10 protein-coding genes and 2 pseudogenes are annotated in these 19,134 nt (G+C 67.5%); 10 read left to right on the forward strand and 2 right to left on the reverse strand.

Annotated elements, in window-relative coordinates:
- The first annotated feature begins 425 nt into the window (after positions 1-425).
- The 7 genes from ACFP2V_RS05205 to ACFP2V_RS05235 all read left to right on the forward strand — a co-directional run bounded on the left by ACFP2V_RS05205 (position 426) and on the right by ACFP2V_RS05235 (position 14,939).
- Positions 426-3,878, forward strand: a complete 3,453-nt coding sequence (locus ACFP2V_RS05205) for a helicase-related protein (protein ID WP_381206101.1) — start codon at positions 426-428, stop codon at positions 3,876-3,878.
- A 26-nt stretch (positions 3,879-3,904) separates the two neighbouring features.
- Positions 3,905-5,776 carry a hypothetical protein gene (locus ACFP2V_RS05210; protein ID WP_381206103.1) on the forward strand — a complete coding sequence of 624 codons (1,872 nt, stop codon included), beginning with the start codon at positions 3,905-3,907 and terminating at the stop codon, positions 5,774-5,776.
- A gap of 101 nt (positions 5,777-5,877) precedes the next feature.
- Positions 5,878-7,422, forward strand: coding sequence for a hypothetical protein (locus tag ACFP2V_RS05215; protein ID WP_381206106.1), 1,545 nt, complete (start codon positions 5,878-5,880; stop codon positions 7,420-7,422).
- 185 nt (positions 7,423-7,607) lie between these two features.
- A complete protein-coding gene (locus tag ACFP2V_RS05220) occupies positions 7,608-9,083 on the forward strand; it encodes an ATP-binding protein (protein ID WP_381206109.1) in 1,476 nt (491 codons plus the stop codon).
- Between the two features lie 63 nt (positions 9,084-9,146).
- Positions 9,147-11,930, forward strand: a complete 2,784-nt coding sequence (locus ACFP2V_RS05225) for a Z1 domain-containing protein (RefSeq protein WP_381206111.1) — start codon at positions 9,147-9,149, stop codon at positions 11,928-11,930.
- On the forward strand, positions 11,927-12,937 hold the full coding sequence (locus ACFP2V_RS05230) for a PD-(D/E)XK motif protein (protein WP_381206114.1): 1,011 nt from the start codon (positions 11,927-11,929) through the stop codon (positions 12,935-12,937). Before ACFP2V_RS05225 ends, ACFP2V_RS05230 begins: the two co-directional genes overlap by 4 nt.
- A complete protein-coding gene (locus ACFP2V_RS05235; protein ID WP_381206117.1) occupies positions 12,930-14,939 on the forward strand; it encodes an AIPR family protein in 2,010 nt (669 codons plus the stop codon). Before ACFP2V_RS05230 ends, ACFP2V_RS05235 begins: the two co-directional genes overlap by 8 nt.
- A gap of 19 nt (positions 14,940-14,958) precedes the next feature.
- On the opposite strand, the gene ACFP2V_RS05240 is transcribed toward ACFP2V_RS05235, so the two are convergent.
- Positions 14,959-15,147 (reverse strand): AbrB/MazE/SpoVT family DNA-binding domain-containing protein, encoded by a 189-nt coding sequence (locus tag ACFP2V_RS05240; RefSeq protein WP_132850658.1) that lies wholly within the window; start codon positions 15,145-15,147, stop codon positions 14,959-14,961.
- Positions 15,148-15,202: 55 nt separating this feature from the next.
- Here ACFP2V_RS05240 and ACFP2V_RS05245 point away from each other — a divergent pair, with 55 nt between their 5' ends.
- Complete coding sequence (locus ACFP2V_RS05245; protein ID WP_381206121.1) at positions 15,203-15,697, forward strand: very short patch repair endonuclease; 495 nt, start codon at positions 15,203-15,205, stop codon at positions 15,695-15,697.
- Here ACFP2V_RS05245 and ACFP2V_RS05250 read toward each other — a convergent pair.
- A complete protein-coding gene (locus ACFP2V_RS05250) occupies positions 15,612-17,609 on the reverse strand; it encodes a DNA (cytosine-5-)-methyltransferase (protein ID WP_381206124.1) in 1,998 nt (665 codons plus the stop codon). The genes ACFP2V_RS05245 and ACFP2V_RS05250 overlap by 86 nt on opposite strands.
- A 543-nt stretch (positions 17,610-18,152) precedes the next feature.
- On the opposite strand from ACFP2V_RS05250, the pseudogene ACFP2V_RS05255 reads away from it, so the two are divergent.
- Together ACFP2V_RS05255 and ACFP2V_RS05260 are read left to right on the forward strand one after the other, a co-directional pair.
- A pseudogene (locus ACFP2V_RS05255) lies at positions 18,153-18,380 on the forward strand (DUF5655 domain-containing protein); the annotation flags it as partial.
- Between the two features lie 188 nt (positions 18,381-18,568).
- Positions 18,569-18,966 (forward strand): annotated as a pseudogene (locus ACFP2V_RS05260) (bifunctional DNA primase/polymerase); the annotation flags it as partial.
- Positions 18,967-19,134: the final 168 nt, after the last annotated feature.

The raw sequence follows: 19,134 nt of genomic DNA on the forward strand, positions 1-19,134 counted from the left end.
GGATCACCCGGTGATGACGTTCAGCCGTCGGCCCTGAGGAGACGGGGCGTCGGCCCGCACCCTGCCGGCGGCCGATCAATTAAGTCAATGGATCGGTTCGTACCGGACAGATTCGATCAACTTGGTTTATCAGCTTGTAACTTGCCTCACCCTGAGCTCATCCTGATCAGGTTCGGAGAAGCAGAGGATGTCCGGCCACGGCGTCGTGCCATGGCGGCTTCTGACTCGCGGACCCTGGAGATTCCCGTGGACACCCATGTCCTGCGGGCCGGTTGTGCATACTCGTCGCCGCCGGCACGTACCTCGGAGCCGCCTCGGCTCCCCCGTCGCTCGTTCGTGAACGACGGCACCTACCACCTGCTCAGGCCCTCCTGCAGCGCCTCCTCCCCGTCGGCGACCTACGCCGAAGCTGGAGGGGAGACGCAGTGACCACACCCCCGTTCAAGCCGGGCGTCGCCCAGCAAACGGCCCTCGTCGAGCACCTCGTGAGCGCGGTGGTCACCGACGCCACAGGCGAGGCACAGGGCGACGTCTGCCTCGGCGAACCTCCCAGCGCGCGCTACTTCATGGAGAGCCTCGGCCCCCACGCCGTCGAGCCGGGCGGCGCCGCACCTAGGTACGGTCGGATGACTCCGGACAGCCTCGGGTTCGAGTTCGAGGCCGAGAACGCCAGCTCCGTCATGGTCAAGGCGAAGGCGTCGTTCTACTACTCGGCTCTGCCGACCCGAGCGGAGCAGCTGGAGTGGGCGGGCGATCGCGAGGAGCCTTACCGGCTGGCTCCGTTGTTCAGGCGACTTGACGTGACGGTCGGCCCCGTGGAGATCGTCCTCGGTCAGGCCGGCCTCCGTCAGACTCTGGAGGGTGAGTTCCGGCACGGCTTCGCGGAGGCCGTCGAGCTGGCGCTCCGTGATCCGCGGATCGATCGTCGTGTGGGCAACGACCGCCGAGAGCGTCTGGTGCCTCCTGCGGCGATGGAGGACGACAGGTCTTTCGAGCAGTGGCTGGCCCTGGAGGTTGCCGGGGATCCGGTGGTACCGGCCCCCGCCGCACACGTCGTCATCACGTCGAGGCCGGTGGCCCCGGGACGGCTCCGGGTGACCGCGACCCTGCAGAACCTCGCTGCGGACCCGGTCGTGACCGTCCAGGGAAAGGGCAGGAACGCGGGCCGCAGCCGCCGCGACGAGGCGAGGGACAACGCCCTGTTCCGCGCGGGACTGGAGATCGACGGTGACCGTCTCCTGCCCATCGTGATGGATCTCGGAGCCGACGCCTACCGCTACTCGGGGGACCTGGGGGCGTACGCGAACAACTGCGGTGTCGAGCCGCGGTGGCACGACGGCCGGCTCGTCTCCGTCCGCAGCGTGCCCGTACCGCAGCACGACACCCATCGCGCGGTGGCCCGCGCGGACGAACGCTGGGGCTATTCGGCGCTCGTTGCGGACCCGCTGCCGGTTCTGGAGGACCTCGCCGACGAGATGGAGGCGTATCTCGACGCCCCCGCATGGAGCACGGAGGGCCTCCAGGACAGACCGGATCTGGCCCGCCGGAAGGAGTCCGACCGCCAAGCCGCGGCGTTGGAGGTCGCCCGCTTCCGCGACGGCATCGCGTGGCTGCGGCGGGATGCCCGTCTGCTGACCGCGTTCCAGCTCGCGAACGAGTCCATGACGGAGCTCAACACGCGGAAAAAGCGACCGAACCGGGGGTGGCGCCTCTTCCAGCTCGTGGCCATCGTGAGCCAGATCGGCGCCCTGGCCTGGCGGGAGCACCCCCAGGAGCTCTTCACGCCGGGACTCTGGGGTGACGACCAGGACGTGGATCCCACCGAAGCGGCGACCGTCGTCTGGTACCCGACCGGAGGCGGCAAGACGGAGGCCTATCTCGGCTTGGTCCTCGTGTGCATGTTCTACGACCGGACCAGAGGAAAGGAGGTCGGGGTCTCGGCCTGGTGCCGCTTCCCCCTCCGGCTCCTCACCCTGCAGCAGACGCAGCGGCAACTCGACGTCATTGCCGCCGCTGACATCGTCCGAGGCCGCAACGCTGACCGCATCAAGAAGGTCGGCGGCAATCCCGGGTGGCCCTTCTTCATCGGCTTCTACGCCGGCGGAGGCAACACCCCCAACTCGCTCACGTCCGATCGCACGTTCGACCGCCTTCGGTCGAGCGAGGCAGAGCGGCATGCGTACCGACTTGTACACGACTGCCCCTACTGCGGTGAACGGTCGGTACACATCCCGCCCCCCGATCCTCAGGAGCTCAGGCTCAAGCACGTCTGCGGCAACGAGCAGTGCGGGAAGATCCTGCCAATCGTCGTGGTGGACACCGAGATCTACCGCTACCTGCCCACGGTCGTGGTCGGCACCTTGGACAAGCTGGCCAACGTTGGACTGTCGGACAAGTTCGGCGCGCTCCTGGGGGACGTCGACTGCTGGTGCCCGCAGCACGGGTTCGGTCGGGGCGGGAAGTGCCACGAGCGCCACGCGCCCGGTCATCCGAAGACGGCTCCCGGGCCCCTGAAGGCACCTCTCTACGACCCCTCCCCCTCCCTGGAGATCATCGACGAACTGCACATGGTCAACGAGGAGCTCGGGGCCTTCTCGGGGCACTACGAAGGGCTCCTGGCGGAGGTGCAGCGCACCCTGACGTCGAGGCACCGGGCCGACGGGCGAGGAGTCCGCATGAAGGTGGTGGCGACGACTGCGACCATCCGGGGCGAGGACCGCCAGAGCGAGCACCTCTTCGGCCTCAGGTCCGTCGTGGTGCCCCTCCCGGGGCCCAACCTCGACGAGAGCTTCTACTGGCGCCTGGACCGAGGGCTCCCCCTCCGTCGATTCGTCGGGGTCATGCCGACCCGGGGGACCGCGGAGATGACGCTGGTCAGGATCCTGACCTCCGCACACCGAGCCCTGTGGAAGCTCGAGCAGCGCCGCGAACTTCCGCCGGTTTTCGAAGCGTGGCCGGAGGAGGAGCTGCGTGCGGTCGTCGACCTGTACCGCACGAGCCTCACGTACGCCACCACGCTCGTCGACTTCGGCCGTATCCGCCGCTCGCTGGACACACAGGTCAACGAAGCGCTGCGCAGGGAAGGTTATCCGGACCTCCGCGTGGCCGAGCTGAAGAGCGAGACGCGCTTGGACGAGGTGCGTGGCGTCCTGGACGACCTGAGCAGCCCCAACGGCGAGACGGGCATGGTCGTGGCCACGAGCATGGTGAGCCACGGGGTCGACGTGGACCGACTGAACTTCATGCTGTTCAACGGCATGCCCAGGTCGATGGCGGAGTACATCCAGGCGTCCTCACGAGTCGGCCGCGCGCACCACGGACTCGTGTTCATGCTCTTCAACCCGGTACGGGAGCGGGACCGTTCGCACTACCGTTACCACGGCAAGTTCCACGAGTACCTGGACCGCATGGTCGAACCAGTGGCGATCAACCGTTGGAGCCGGTTCGCGGTACGCAGGACCCTTCCCGGAATCCTCATGGGTCATCTGCTCCAGATCGCCAACCGCGACTGGTGGCAGGCGGGCAATGCCCCAGGGCATCTGCACGACCTCTCCAAGATGCAGGCTGCTCTCCGTGACCCCGCCCGTGGCGGCTTGGACGGAGTCCAGCTGACCGAGCTGCTCGAGGCGCTCCACGCGGTCTTCCAGTCCCATCGACCGGAGGGACAGGAACTCCGGAGCGACTTGGAGGACATGGTGGAGCACGCGATCGCCAGCCTCCGCTCCGCAGGCGCCTCCGCCACCCTCGCCGGCGGAAACAACCGGGGGTACCGCGCGACAGGCGACTACCTAGGGCTCGAGTGTCGACCGATGACGAGTCTCCGCGACGTCTCCGAAGGCATCCCATTCCACGTCGTGTCTGACAACCGGAGGTCGTGATGGCGTTCAACCCCAGAAACGACGAGATGTCACGCGACCGTGGCCAGGTCCTCTTCAGGTTCCGGCCCGGCCAGACCTTCGACCACCGTGGCGGGTACACCACGCAGGTGATCCAGCTCGGGCGTGACGAGGAGTTCGACGGTCCCTCCCTGGATCGTGACCACCTCGTGCAGGAGGCGATGAGGTTCGTTCGCAGATGGCGGACCGCCGGACGTGCGTTCGTCCCCGGTTCCGACCGCGCACCCGAGTTTCCCGGTGACCAGGACCGACTCGCCGATCGCCACTACGAGGTCGTGGTCCCGGGCAAGGTCTTCTGTCGCGTCTGGCCCCGGGTGGTGCGCTGCTCCAGGGCCGGGTGCGGGCACGTCTGGACGGCCGGCGACCCTCGGCCCGGAACCGACGACTGGCCGCCGGCCTGTCCGGCCTGCGGCGGCGTGGTCGGTAACCGGCAGCTCCAGTTCGTCTTCGCGCACAAGTGCGGTGAGACGTCGCCGATGTACCCCCCGAGCAAGTGCCCCAGGGGGCACACGCGGTTCAGGCTCGACGACCGCGCCAGTCGGTTCCGCGACTTCCGCTGGGAGTGCATGACCTGTGGCTTTCCTCTGGGGGTGCAGTGGAGCTGCAGCAACTCCTCGTGCAGCTACCCGGACAAGTTCATGAACCCGCTGCTTCACTCGGCGGGAACCGCGCACGTCGGCCACGGGCTCACCCTCGTGAACGTGACGACGACTGAGGAGGCGACCCGGCAGAGCAATCCGCTGTACACCGCGGCCGTGCTCGGCTGGTGGCTCGGGGAGATCACCGAGGACGAGTTCCGTCGGCTCACGGACGGGCACACGGTGGACGTCCCCGACGAAGTCGTCGAAAGCATCCGGGTGATGGAGGATGCCGGTCTGCACGACCAGGCGCGTGCCCTGCGGGCACGCTTCATGCCGGTCGAAGTGGACCATCTGCGGGACCGGGTGGGTAAGGCCCTCGGGCTCGACACGGGAAGTGACGACGCCCGCGGGCTTGCAGCCGAGCTGCACACCTACCGTCGCGTTCTCAACTTGAAACGCCTCGGGGTCCCCCGACTGCAGCGGGAAGCGCGCAACCCGGAGCGGCGTGCCCTCTACGAACGCTACCCCGGCGTCCTGGCAGCTGCCGGTCTCAGCCGTGACACCTGCCTGGTAAGTGATCTCCCGATCACGTACCTCGCGATCGGCTACAGCCGGACCGGCTTCAGCCCCGAGGAGGCGGACCTGGTGCCCTACCGGGGTCGCGTTTCACGGAGTGCTCCCGAGAAGACCCTTCTCTACGCGCACCCCACCCAGGCGGAAGCGCTGCTCTTCCCAGTGGACCGGGACCGGGTGAGCCGGTGGATGGTCCGCAATGATCTCGTAAGCCAACGCACTCTTGATGACGCCGGGGGCGTCGCCCAGTGGCTGGTACATCAGCTCGGTCCGAGTAACGGCCAGGCTCTCTCCCACGAGGTACGCCCCGCTCCGGGACACCCCGACCTCCCGGTGCACGAGCTGTTCGGACTGCTGCACTCCCTGTCGCACCAGATCCTGCGGGCGCTGGCGGTCGACAGCGGGTACAGCGAGACGAGCCTATCCGAGTACCTGTTCCCGTACGACCTGGCCTTCGCCGTCTATCCCAACGGGGGCAGCGATTTCAGCCTGGGTGCGATGAGGACCGTCCTGGAACAGAACCTCGACGCGGTCGTGAGCCGCGCCGTCGACAACGACTCCTGCCTGTACGACCCCAACTGCATGATCACGAACGAGGGTGCCGACCACGGCTGCCTGCAGCTGCCCGAGACAGCCTGCCAGTCCTGGAACAGGAACCTCTCCCGCTGGCATCTGTTCGGCTCCCCGGACGGTTCGAGAGTCGGGTACTGGGACCCGACTCTGTGAGCGCCCGGTGGGGGAGGGCCCTTTCTCGGTCCTTCCCCACCACCCTCCTGCCCGCTGTCGCAGTGCCCGTTGACCGCTGACCGTGCACGAATGGAGCATGCGTGAAACCCGAACTGGACCTGCTGGACACCATCGCCAGCGCTCGCGACAAGGTCCGCACGCTGCCGGGCTGGGGCTCAGGTCCGGATCGGATCTACGATCTGCTCCGGACCGCGACGAAAGTGCGCGCGATGGAGATCAGCTCAGGAATGACGAGCGAACTGCCCTGGGAAAGCGTCCTCACCCAACTTGTCGTCTGGCACCACGACTATCCCGTCGGCGCGGGTACGTGCCGGGAAGAGGACGCAGCCGAGATCGTCCTTGCCGCTGCGGCGGCCCATCGGTTGGACCTTCTGGAGACAGGCGTGCGGAGTGGCGCCTACCGAGTCCGCAAGACCGGAGGCGACTTCCGAGTGCGTCACAGCCGGGACGTGTCGGCGGAAGTGGCCGACATGCTCCTCGAGCACGACGCGCACCCCACACGGGTACCGGAGTTGTCGGCGGTGGAACGTCAGTGGATCGCCACCCGGCCCGTCGGTTCCCGGAGCGGCCCACCATCGGAGGTTCTTCGTGCATCCGTAGGACGTGCCACCGAGACGATCGATGCGTACCGCCGGTCGGTGCCCGAGGGGCAGATCCCGGACGACTTCCCCCTGGGCGACGGAATGACCGCCAACGACATGATCAGCATTCTGGCCGTGATCATGGGGATTGCCTCCCTGAGTGAGCACACGGCGCACAGGCTGTCCCGGTTGGAGGCCACCCTCGTCCACATGCCGGCCTCCAGGTTGATGGCCGTCATCGCGACGATATGCCGGAATATCTCGGAGGCGCACCAGGCCTTGGTGGTGGAAAGACTCACCTACCGTCCCGGTCGCTCTTGCAGGACCTCGCCGTTGATCCGGCATGGCGACGTCGTGATCATCTGCCCGCCCCTCGTGACCCCGAGAGCCGTGGATCCGATCATGCTGCGTTCGGCTGCTCGTGACTACAGGCGGTTCGGCCCGGTAGGAAGGGAGCAGGGTGAGCGCGCGACGGCTTGGGCCACCTGGATGCGTACCATCCCAGGCACCCTGGTCGCAGAACGAGTTCCGGCGGCCAGAACCGACGGCAACCCTGCTGGCGATCTGGACGTGATCATCGTGGATCCGGTCAAGCGCTTGGGCCTGTGCCTCGAGATCAAGTGGCCGATCGAAGCTCTTTCTCTACACGAGGTCATGAAGGTCGAGAACTGGATCACGTCCGCGGCCCAGCAGCTGGACCGCCTGAGAGAGGAACTCCGGACAGGCACCGCCACCGCCCAGATGCCGTCCGAGTGGCCTGCGTTCGATTCCGTCGACTGGACCTGGTGTGTCGGCACCCCTCAGCAACTCAGTACGCGCCCTCTTCCCGTGCCGGACATGCACGCCACATCACTTCGGTACGTACAGGCGCTGGGTGCCCCACCCGACCTCGATGCCTTGGTGACAGCCCTGACCAGGCCAGACCTCCCCGTTGACGGTGTGCATTTCGACGTACGGAGAAGATCGTTTCCTGTGGGTCGACACCAAGTACATCTGGATGCAATCCAGGTACGCATCACCGATTGGCGCCCACGCCTGGGATAGCCAGAGCACTATCGGTCTGCTCCTCACGAGGGGCAGAGCCGGACCGGGGGGCGACGAGGCGTATGGATGGCGCCCATCGCCTCGCGTCGGCAGGACAGCCCGCTCGACCACCCGCCCTTGGCCGAACGGCGTGGGTGGATAATCCCAACCAGTATCAGAAACCGGAAGCAGGCTGGAAACTCGGCATGATGTACGACATAGCGGCTCCGGAGCCGGCGGGCATGGTCGCCTCGCTCAGTTCGCTCGGGTACTCCCTGCCTGCCGCCATCGCGGATCTCGTGGACAACAGCATCTCCGCGGGGGCGTCCACGGTCGACGTCGAGTTCACCTGGGCCGGGCAGGACTCCTGGATCGCCGTTGCCGACGACGGCGCCGGAATGACCGCCGGCGAGCTCGTGACCGCCATGACCGTGGCCGCGCGAGGCCCTGCGACGCCCCGAAGCTCTACGGACCTGGGGCGCTTCGGCGTCGGCCTCAAGTCGGCCTCGTTCTCACAGGCCCGGCAGCTCACCGTCGCCACCGCCACCGCCGGCGAATGGCACGTGCGCACGTGGGACCTCGACGTCGTCGAGAGGTCGGGCGAGTGGCGGCTGCTACGCGGCGCGGACGAGACGACCACTGAGTTGCTCGACAGGATCCGGGGGGAGGCGGACCACGGCACCGTCGTGTTGTGGCGGCGCCTCAACGGCTACCACGTCGACGCGGTGACGGTGGAGGACGAGCGGACACAGAAGCAGTTCTACGCGGAGGCCGCCCGCACGGAGTCCCATCTGGGCATGGTCTTCGGCAGGTTCCTCACCGGAAGCCGACGTCGCGACCTGCGTGTGTCGGGCAGCCCCGTCGAGCCATGGGATCCGTTCCTGTCCCGTCACCCGTCCGTACAACCGCTTCCGGTCGAGCGTCTGCGGTTGGGGGCGGGTTCCGTACGGGTGGAGGCGTTCGTCCTCCCCAGTGCCCAGAGGCTCGCCCCGGACGAGTACGAGAAGGCCGGCGGCCCGCGTGGGTGGCTCGACCAGCAGGGGTTCTACGTTTACCGCCGGGACCGTCTGATCCTTGCCGGTGACTGGCTCGGACAGCGCGGGTTGCGCCGCGAGGAGAAGTACAACCTGGCACGGATCGCCGTGGACATCCCCGCCGAGACGGATGTCGAGTGGGGGGTCGACGTCCGGAAGTCCAGTGTCGTTCCGCCCGTCGCACTGCGTTCTCATCTACGGCGCATCGCCCTGCAGGCCAGGAGAAGGGCCGCCGACGTGCTTCGGCACCGTGGGCAGATCGCTGCGCGCACACACGGGGATCCGCTCGTGTACGCGTGGAACGTCCGCCGTGTCGACGACCAGGTCACCTGCCGGATCAACCGGGGCCACCCTCTGGTGAAGGCAGCTATGCGCGCTGGCGGTGCCGGTTCGGATGACGTCCGTGCCCTGATCCGTCTGCTCGAGGAGACGGTACCGGTCACCGCCCTCCGCGTGATGCACGAGACGGACACCAGCGACGACCCCGAGCCCTTCGGGGGCCCCGGGCCCGCCGACGCCGAGGCCACGGAGGTCGCACAGCGCATCTACGAGGCACTGGTCTCAGACGGCCGCTCGCCTGCGGCCGCTCGCGAACGCCTCCGGACGATGCCCCCCTTCGACCAGATGCAGGGCTTCTGGAACGGGTGAGCCCGTTGTCAGTGCCCGCCCCTAGCCTGCCCCATGCCGTTCCCGCCCAGCCGGAGGTCTGCTGTGAGTTCCACCCCCGAGGACTCTCTCGAGTCCCTTGCCAAGGCCCGCCGCCTGGTTCTCGCACTACTGTCGCAGGACCGTCAGCCGACACCGGACGAGGTGCAGAACGCGGTCACCGTCATCTTCGGGATGCTGGCCGGCCAGGGCGAGGTTCTCGACCGCGACCAGCTGGCCAAGGAGATCGAGGTCCTGACGGCGGTCTTCCAGGAGGGCTCCTCCGGGCTGGAGAGCGACAGCGGGCACGAGCCCTGGCTGCCCGAAGCCAAGAACGACCGGGCCTGGGACTTCTGGGAACGCTACCGCCGTTACCTGGAGGACGTCCGGAACCTCCCTCCGCTCGTCGTGCGCCGACTGGACCAGAGCACGGACGAGGTCCTGAGCCAGCTCGAGGACCCGCGCCGTGTCGGCTCGTGGCGCCGGACGGGCCTGGTGATCGGGCAGGTCCAGTCGGGCAAGACCGGCCAGTACATCGGGCTCGCCGCGAAGGCCGTGGACGCGGGGTACCAGTTCGTGGTGATCCTCGCCGGCATTCACAACGACCTCCGGAGCCAGACCCAACTGCGTGTCGACGAGGGGCTCCTGGGGTTCGACACCCAGCACCAGCAACGGTCCAACCAGAACGGCAAATCCCGCCTCATGGGTGCTGGCCGCATGCCGGGCGTCAAGAAGCTCGACATCGCGTCCCCCACCAACAGCTCGGAGAAGGGCGACTTCGGCCGACAGGCGGCCAACGCCGTCAACTTCCCGCTCGGCCGTTTCCCGGTCGTTCTCGTCGTCAAGAAGCACTGGAAGATCCTCGAGTACCTGCGGACGTGGGTGACCGAGGTCCAGGGCACGGAGGACGAGAGCGGGAACAAGGTCGTACGCGACATCCCGCTGTTCGTCATCGACGACGAGGCGGACAACGCCTCCATCAACACCAAGCGCGATCCTGACGCGGATCCGACCAAGACCAACGGTGCGATCCGTGAGCTCATGAAGAGCTTCGAGAAGTCGGCGTACGTCGGGTACACCGCCACCCCGTTCGCCAACATCTACATCGATCCCGACGTCGACCACGCCGAACTCGGCGCCGACCTCTTCCCCGACAGCTTCATCCGCACCCTGCCCTCTCCGACCAACTACCTCGGACCGGAGCGGGTGTTCGGTCTCCAGGTCGACAACGACGACGAGGAGGACGTGCCCCCGCTTCCGCTCGTACGCCCCGTGAACGACGCCGAGAGCTGGATCCCGAGCAAGCACAAGTCCTCCTTCGTCCCCTCCGACGACCTTCCACAGTCCCTCCGGGAGGCGATCGCCTCGTTCGTCCTCGCCAACGCTGCACGGCGGGTGCGCGGACAGACGAAGGTGCACAACTCCATGCTGGTACACGTCACCCGCTTCACGGCGGTCCAAGGGATCGTCCGCGACCAGGTGGACGACTACCTGCGGCTCCTCGTGGACTCGCTCCGCGACCGGTACGGACAGGCACCGCAGCGCATGGCCGAGTTCCGGGCCCTGTGGGAACGGGACTTCGTCCCCACCACGGACCACTTCCCCGCGGACGAGGCCCGACGCGTCACCTGGGAGGACGTGTCGAGCCAGCTCATGCCCGCGCTACGGAAGATCGTGGTCAAGACGGTCAACGGCGCCTCCCGCGACGCACTCGACTACTACGAGCACCGCAGGACCGGTCTGTCGGTCATCGCGATCGGAGGCCAGAAGCTCTCCCGGGGTCTCACCCTGGAGGGGCTGACGGTCAGCTACTACCTGCGCACGTCCAGCACGTACGACACCCTGCTCCAGATGGGACGCTGGTTCGGATACCGGCCGGGGCACGAGGACCTCTGCCGCCTGTACACCACTCCCGATCTGCAGGCGAAGTACATCGAGGTGACTGCCGCGACCGACGAACTGCGTCGTGAGGTCGAGGAGATGGCGGCGTTGAACCTCAGTCCGAGGTACTTCGGTCTGAAAGTCCGCGCCTCCTCTCTGGGCCTCGCCGTCACGGCTGCCAACAAGATGCGCCAGGGCACGAAGGTCATGCTCAGCTACTCCGGGGAGGGACCGGAGACGGTGATCTTCAACCTCTCCGACGGTGTCCCGGAACACAACCTCAAGGTGCTCGGGGACTTCGTACGCAGGCTCGACGGCCTGGCCACCGCCGACCAGAAGACGGCGGGCGCCAACGTGACGTGGAAGCAGGTGCCCTCCGACGCTGTCGTGGACTTCCTCACCCGCTACGAGACCGACCGCATGGCCCAGAGGGTTCGTCCCCGCTTCATCGCGAAGTACATCGAACAGTGCATGGCCGTAGGTGAGCTCCCGCAGTGGACGGTGATCCTGGTCGGCAAGCAGGCAGCCGAAAACCCGCAGGGCATCGCCGGTTACAGCCTGGGGCCCGTGAAGCGCTCGGCGCTCAACGACGTCGAGAGCGACGGTCGGTACACGATCCGCCGCCTGCTCAGCCCTCCCGACGAGTACCTCTTCGACCTCGATCCTGACCAGGTGAAAGCCGCCCTGGAAGCGACACAGAAGGCCGCAGCCATCAAGAAGCGGGAGAAGGTGCCCCAGTCGCCTTCGGGAGACCACGTCCGCTGGCAGCGCCGAGCCGACCAGGCACTGCTGCTCGTCTACCTGGTCGAGCGGCTGGCGACCGAGGACGGCGAGGCCCGGACGCCGCTGGTGGGCTTCAAGGCGAGCTTCCCGCGTTCCGAGCACCAGTCCGACACCGAGTACGTGGTCAACGCCATCTGGCAGAAGGAGGGCCTTGACGCCCTCGACGACGGGGAGGACGACGAGTGACCGTCACCGAGTCCGAGTGGCTTGACCTGGAGGCACCCCAGGGTGCCCCGGGTCGTTCCCGGATCCGCCTGCACCCAGACGCCCCGTTGGACGTCTTCCTCTCCGTCTCCCATCCGGCACAGCAGCGCATGCTCGTACTCAGGGCGGACGCCCGCTCCGCCGACCACATCGTGCGCTCCGTGCGCCAGCTGCCTCGCGCTGCCGGGCTGGAGATGAACGTGAGTGCCGTGTCGCGTCTCGAGTACGAGCTCCAGGTGGTCCTCACCGCCGACGAGCTGCGCGAGGTGTTCAACCCGCTCGTCACGGACGTGGCTGACACGGTCCGAGAGGCCCCTGGGGCCGCAGCAGCCCTGACAGCAGCGGTGGAGAGGTTCGAGCGGTGGCAGGACCTCCTTCGCGCCGTCGGCAGAGACGGTCTCGGCCCTGAGGCCCGTCGTGGACTCGTCGGCGAGCTCCTGGTGCTGCGCGACCACATCCTGCCCGCCGTCGGGCCGGCCGAGGCCGTCGACGCCTGGACGGGGCCGAGCGGCGCCAACCAGGACTTCCAGCTGCCCGGAGTCGCCGTCGAGGCGAAGGCCAGCACCGCCAAACGGCCCCGCAGCATCCGGATCGCCAGCGAGCGCCAGCTGGACGACGCCGGGACGCCTGCGCTCCTGTTGGCGTTGGCGATGCTCGACGAACGGCGTGGTGGATCAGGAGAGAGTCTGAACCGCTTGGTGGACCGCATACGCGAGCAGCTCACGAGCCCTGTCGTCCGAGCCGCCTTCGACGGTCGTCTCGTGCAGGCCGGCTATCTCCCCGGCCAGCGAGACGTCTACGAGGAGCCTCGCTACACCGTTCGCGACCTACGCTTCTGGCACGTGGGAGAGAATTTCCCGAGACTCGTCGAGGCAGATCTTCCCGAGGGGGTCGGTGAGTGCTCGTACCACGTGAACACCTCGGGACTTGACCACCACCGCGCCACGACCGAAGAGGTGACCGCACTGATCGGGGGACCCCATGCCTGAGCTCGACCTGTCCCAGTACGCCCACGACGTCGTCACGGACGTCCAGGCCACCGCCGACGCCGAGGGGACCACCACCCCGGAGGCGTTCACGCGGCGCGTGTTCGAGGACCTGGAACGGGCCGGCATCGTGTCCAACACGTTCACCGCCTACCACTCGGCCCACGGCCATCTCGTGCACGGGTACGGCATCGGGGACTCCGGGGAGTGCCTCGACCTCTTCGTGACCGACTTCGACCTGGACCCGCTGGAGTCCAGACTCACGAAGGGGCAGGCGGAGACCGCGTTCAGGCGCCTGCTGACGTTCGTCCGCCGGTGTCGGGACGGGCTGCGTCAGCACATCGACGAGTCCTTCGACGTGTACGACATGTGCGCGGCAGTGGAGAAGGCGCTCACCGAGGTACGTAGGATCCGGCTCTTCCTGCTCAGCAACCGCGTCGGCACGAGTACCTCCTTCCCGCCCACCGAGTTCGACGGCCTTCCCGTGACCCACGAGGTATGGGACCTGGCGCGGCTGCACCGCCACGAGACGTCCGGCAGCATCAGCGAGCCCATCGTGGTCTCGTTCGATCCTCCGCTGCCCTGCGTCTCGGCGCCCAGCAGCGAGCCGGACCACTCGGTGACCATGGCCGTGATCCCCGGCCGGAGACTGGCCGAACTGTACGGGGAGTACGGGACCAGACTTCTCGAGTTGAACGTCCGGTCCTTCCTGCAGGCCCGCGGATCGGTCAACCGGGGAATCAGGGAGACCCTGCTGCACTCACCGGGCAGGTTCCTGGCGTACAACAACGGCATCACGGCGACCGCGTCCCAGGTCGACTTCGTGCACGGCCCGGACGGCACCCCCACGGGCGTCTCCCGGGTGCACGGGCTCCAGGTGGTGAACGGCGGTCAGACCACGGCCTCGTTGCACTACGCCTCGAGCCGGGACAAGGCCGACCTGTCTCACGTGACCGTCCAGATGAAGCTGACGGAGGTCTCTCCCGAGCGGCTCTCGGAGATCGTCCCGATGATCTCCGAGTACTCCAACACCCAGAACCGCGTGACGCTCGTCGACTTCAGCTCGAACCACGCGTACCACGTGGCCGTCCAGCGGATCACCCGATCCCTGTGGGCGCCGGCGACGGACAGCAGCGGCCAGGAGACCCACTGGTTCTACGAGAGGGCGCGCGGCCAGTACACCGACGAGGTGGCCAAGGCCCGGACACCGGCGAAGCAGCGCACCTTCAAGAAACTCAACCCGACCAGTCGGAAGTTCACGAAGGCGGACCTCGCGAAGTACGTCAACTCCTGGAGTCTCCTCCCGTTCAGCGTCAGCCGCGGCGCGCAGAAGAACTTCGTCGCGTTCATGGACCGGATCAGCGAGGCTCCCCCTCGGGTCGACGTCCGGTACTGCCAGCGCGTGATAGCCATGGCAGTCCTCTTCAAGGCGGTCGACCGCATCGCGGCGAACCACGAGGCGGGTAGCTACAAGAGCATGATCACGACCTACACCATGGCCCGTCTGGCGCTCGCCACGGAACAGCGCATCGATCTCGACAGGATCTGGCGTGAACAGAGGGTCTCGTCGGCCCTCGAAGCCGCGATAGACGACCTGTGCCCCCGGGTCATGCGGGTCGTCACCAGGCCACGTGAGGGCAACCACGTGGGCGAGTGGGCCAAGAAGCCCGTCTGCTGGGACGCCGTCTCCCGCGTGCCCTGGTCCGTGCCTCACGGCTTGGAGGCCGAGCTCCGTGATCATCCGCTGGACGACGAGGCCCTGGCGGGCGGTGCGGAAGGCGATCGCGGGGCGAGTGACGAGGTGACGTCGATCCCGGCGGACGAGTGGTACGCCATCGAGCGATGGGCGAAGGAGACGCACAACCTGGATCCCTCGCAGCGCCAGCTCACGCAGTACGTCGGCCGACGACTCGAACTCGAACAGGAGATCCCCGAGCCACAGGCGGTACAGGCACTGCACGCGCGCAACGAGGCGCTTTCGCTCGGGTTCGTCCCCGGTCCGTAGGTCCGACTCGTCCCGGCCTTCAGAGCTCCCCGCGCTCGAGCAGGTCCCTCATGGCGTCCTCGGCGCGGCGGAGCACGATCCGCCCGTCCCCGTCGCTGAAGGCCAGGAGGTCCGCCCCGGGTGCGATGCCCGCCTCCGCGAGCAGGCCGACGGGGAGCTCGACCCGGCCGTGATCGTCGACACGGAGTTCTGCGGGTTCACGAAGCATGGGACGAGTGTGGCACCCTCACACTCGTAGGCCGACGACGGGCTGGGGCTGAGGTATGGCAGCACGTGAGGACACCACGAGCGCGGAGTGGGTCAGCACGGAGCTGAGCGGCCATCTGCGCGGTCGGCGCGCCCGCGACACGAAACCTGAGGTGGCCCTCCGGCGTGCCGTACACCGGCTCGGCCTCCGGTTCCGTCTACAGCGCAAGGTGGCTGCCCGTTGCACGGCGGACTTCGTCCTGCCCAGGTACGACGTGGCGGTGTTCGTCGACGGGTGCTTCTGGCACGGTTGTCCTGTGCACGGCCCGAAGACGTTCCGCGGCCCGAACGCCGCCTTGTGGGAAGCCAAGATCGAGACCAACAAGGAGCGCGACCGCCGGAACACCGCAGCAGCCGAGGCCGCCGGCTGGACCGTCGTCCGCGTCTGGGAGTGCGAGATCCGGGCGGACGTCGAGCGCGCTGCGCTCAGCGTCGCCCGGCAGTGCGACCAGACTCGCGAGCCTGGGTCGGCACCGCCTCCCGTCCGTGGGTCCCGGTCAACGCGTCCGTGAACAGGTCGCCCGAGACGCTCTCCCTGGCGACGCAGTACTTGCTCAGGGGGCACACCTCGCAGAGCGGCTCCTTGGCCCGACAGAAGCTGCTTCCGATGAGCCGAAGCGCCGCCATGCGCAGAGGCGCGTCCTCGCCGGCTCCGACGAGCTTCACCAAGTCCACTCGACCGTCGCTGAGCCTGTTCGTGCGATCCGAATCGCTGCCGTGCAGACGGGCGGCGACGCGCAGCGCCCCCTGCCCGACCCACAGGAGATCCTCGCCGACCAGCAGCCGGTAGACCGTCGCCTCAGCCGGCTTCAGCTTCAGGTGCTCGCGGACCTTCTCCTCATCGCCCCAGTCGCTCGACTTGCCGATCATCGCGGCAAGCCGGGCGACCCGGGCCTTCGCTGCCTCGGAGGGTGCCGCCGCAGTAAGTGTCTCGAGCGCGGCCTTGCTCAGGGACGTCTGCCCCCGCACGACCCCGACCATCTCCGCAAGCTGCGCGGGCTGCATCCGGGTCCCGGACAGTATGGCCACGACTGCGGCCTGCAACCCGGACATCTGATCGCCCGGAAGCTGGTGCCAGTCCTCCGACTCACGCCGCTCTTCGGCCCAGGCGGTCAGATCCCTTCGCACCGTACGCCAGTGCGGCTGGAGTCCACCCTCGCTCGGCTGCTCGTCACCCACGGGCAGCAGGGCCTCCGCCGCAGCCTCGCCAAGGAGTGGCGGCACCGCGTTACCGATCTGGCGGAAGGCGTCACTGCGCGTGCCGGCGAAGCGGAACCTGTCCGGGAAGGTCTGCACCCGCGCGGCCTCCCGCACGGTGAGGGTGCGCGGCTGGTCCTGGTCGGGATGGATGTACCAGTAGCCGTCCTTGGCGATGTGGGCGGTGATCGACCTGCTGAGGTCCGCCCAGTCGAGCTTCTTGTACTTGTCCGTGAAGTGGTCGGCCTTGTAGCGCTGCAGTTCCGGGGAGATGTCCGAGTACAGGGTCTTGGAGTCCATGCTGGAGAAGATCTCCGCGTCGTCCTTCCGGACCCGTCGGGTCATGTGGTCCCACACCCGGTCCTTGCGCGCCCACTTACGCATGTCCTGAGCGAACTTGGATAGCTCGGACGGCTCCTCGTACGGGAGTTCACGCTGCCCGACACGCTCGGTGGGCACGACGGACAGCACCGGCAGGTCACCGATGGCGTCACGCAGCGTGGTCCGCTGATCGTGCTCCAGCTCCTGCCGCCACGAGAAGCGCTCCACATCGTTCCTCGCCAGCAGGATCAGTCGCTTCCTGTGCTGCGGAACGCCGTACTTCCACGCATCGACGAGACGGACCTGCGTCGCGTAGCCGAGGTCCTCCAGCTGCTCCTCGATGGTGCGTATCACAAAGAAGTCATCGCCGAGACCCATGTCCGGCACGTTCTCCATGAGGACCGCACGCGGCCGGAGGCGCTTCACGACGTCGAGGTAGGCGCTCCAGAGTTCCTTGCGGCGATCATGGGGATCGCGGCCGTGATGCTCCACGAGGCTGCGGATCTTGCTCCGGCCAGCTCTGCTGAACGGCTGACACGGCGGGCCGCCGGCCACCAGATCGATCTTGGCTGGCGCCAGCATCTCGACGAGCCTGTCACGCTCGTCAGGATTGCCCAGGTCCATGTCAAGGCTCATGCCGGGGAAGTTCGCGGCGTGCGTCTGGAGCGCCCGCTCGTCGAAGTCGACCGCGGCTGCGACCGTCCACCCGGCTCGCTCCAGTCCGAGGCTCAGTCCACCCGCTCCAGAGAAGAGGTCGACGGCCAGACGCTTGCCAGCACCGAAGCCACCGAGCCACTTGCCGAAGCTCTCTGGCTTGCAGCTGTTCCTGTGACGCCTGAGCTCCAGGCAGTCGCTCCGCTCCAGAGGCACCCCATAGTGCTGCCTGCGCACTGCGCCAACCTCCATCGGACGAGAAGAACGAGCACCAGGAGATCACACAACCTCTGGCAAGATCAAGAATCCGGCGTCCACCTCGGATGACTGGATCGGTTGGGACGCCCCAGGCGCCCCGAGAATATTACGCGGCGCCCACCCCTGCACCGAAAGCGACCCCCCAGTAACTCCAGAGAAGGTCAATCATACGGACAAACACTGACAAGATCACCAGGAGTCCGGTCATAAATACCCCTCCACAGACGGGCATTGCTCGTGGCGGCATAGTCGCCGAGGCTCATGCCATTACCTCGTCCGCGGCATCGGCTTCCGCCCCGAGGTGATGCCAGCGTCCTGCAGTCGGCCGATCCCGTCGGTCGAGTTGGAAGGCCCAGAGCGTTCGGGGAGGACCCGGAGGGCTTCGAATGCTGATGCGAGTCAGGACTTCGAGCCACTCACTGACGCCTGCCCGTGGCATGGGCGTAACGGCCCAAGCCGCCCTTCCCGCTACCTAGCGGCGGAATACTCACAGCGTCCCCATGATTCCCCTCTACAGAGATCGCGGGAGGGGCGCTGGTGGCCGAGCCGATGATGTTCCGCCGGGACGCGGACGGACGGGATGTCGCGCTGTCCAGTTCGACTGTGGCGCTGGAGGTTCAGTTGCAGCGACGCGTCGAGGCCGGCCTGGAGCAGATGCTGGGCATCCGGTTCCTGGCATCGGAGTACGCGACCGGCCCCTGACACCGGGGACGGATCGACACCCTGGGGTTGGACGAGAACGGCAGCCCGGTGGTGATCGAGTTTACCGACCACAGGTAGTCCTGCCCGTGATGTCCGTCTGGGACTGCGCCCAGGTCATCCCGGGCTTGATTACCGACCGTGTGCGGGACGTCTGCCATGTTCTGGAGTCGGTACGGAGTACGAGTGGCACGGCGTGTGGCGGTCGGGGACTTGCGGGTCCAGCAGATCGAGCGGAAAGACGGGCGGCGGTCGTGGACGGTCGTGTGGCCCGAGGGGACGGTCCATGCGGAGGCGGACCGGTTCCTGCGTGGGAGCAGCGCGCCACCACGACCCTGACCGTATCCGCGCCTCCTGGTCACGGGCGCCGTTCAACGTCGGTATCGCCACCGGCCTGTCCGGTCTGCCGATCGTCGAGCTGGACGTGCCCAAGAACAAGGTTATTTCGGAAGCGCCTTGCGGCGCGGCACCCTTCGGGGCGCTCTGCGAGGGTGCCGGCCACGCCGTCCCCAGCACCTACCGCACTCGGACCGCAAGCGGTGGAGAGCACCTGTACTTCACCGCCCTGCAGGGCGTCCGGCTGAGCAACACGGCAGGCAACGTTGCCGATTCGGTCGACACCCGCGCATGGGGCGGTTACGTCGTCGCGGCGAAGCCACTCGCCGTGAGAGACTTACACACCCCCTACTGCACTGATTGACCGTCTGTGAACGACCCATCACAGTCGGCTCTTAGTTGGTCCAGGAGACAGCGTTCGGTGGAAGCCTTCGGCCAGTTGAGCGAGCAGGACCGCTCCCAGGCAATCCAAGTACTGCGTCGG

It is taken from the genome of Streptomyces incanus (genome assembly GCF_042656345.1).
GTDB lineage: Bacteria > Actinomycetota > Actinomycetes > Streptomycetales > Streptomycetaceae > Streptomyces > Streptomyces incanus.

Bases quoted from the DNA above. Each gene is read 5' to 3' on its own strand.
- ACFP2V_RS05220 (WP_381206109.1), top strand. From the start codon at position 7,608: ATGATGTACGACATAGCGGCTCCGGAGCCGGCGGGCATGGTCGCCTCG.
- ACFP2V_RS05210 (WP_381206103.1), top strand. From the start codon at position 3,905: ATGTCACGCGACCGTGGCCAGGTCCTCTTCAGGTTCCGGCCCGGCCAG.
- ACFP2V_RS05240 (WP_132850658.1), bottom strand. From the start codon at position 15,147: ATGCTTCGTGAACCCGCAGAACTCCGTGTCGACGATCACGGCCGGGTC.
- ACFP2V_RS05245 (WP_381206121.1), top strand. From the start codon at position 15,203: ATGGCAGCACGTGAGGACACCACGAGCGCGGAGTGGGTCAGCACGGAG.
- ACFP2V_RS05235 (WP_381206117.1), top strand. From the start codon at position 12,930: ATGCCTGAGCTCGACCTGTCCCAGTACGCCCACGACGTCGTCACGGAC.
- ACFP2V_RS05250 (WP_381206124.1), bottom strand. From the start codon at position 17,609: ATGGAGGTTGGCGCAGTGCGCAGGCAGCACTATGGGGTGCCTCTGGAG.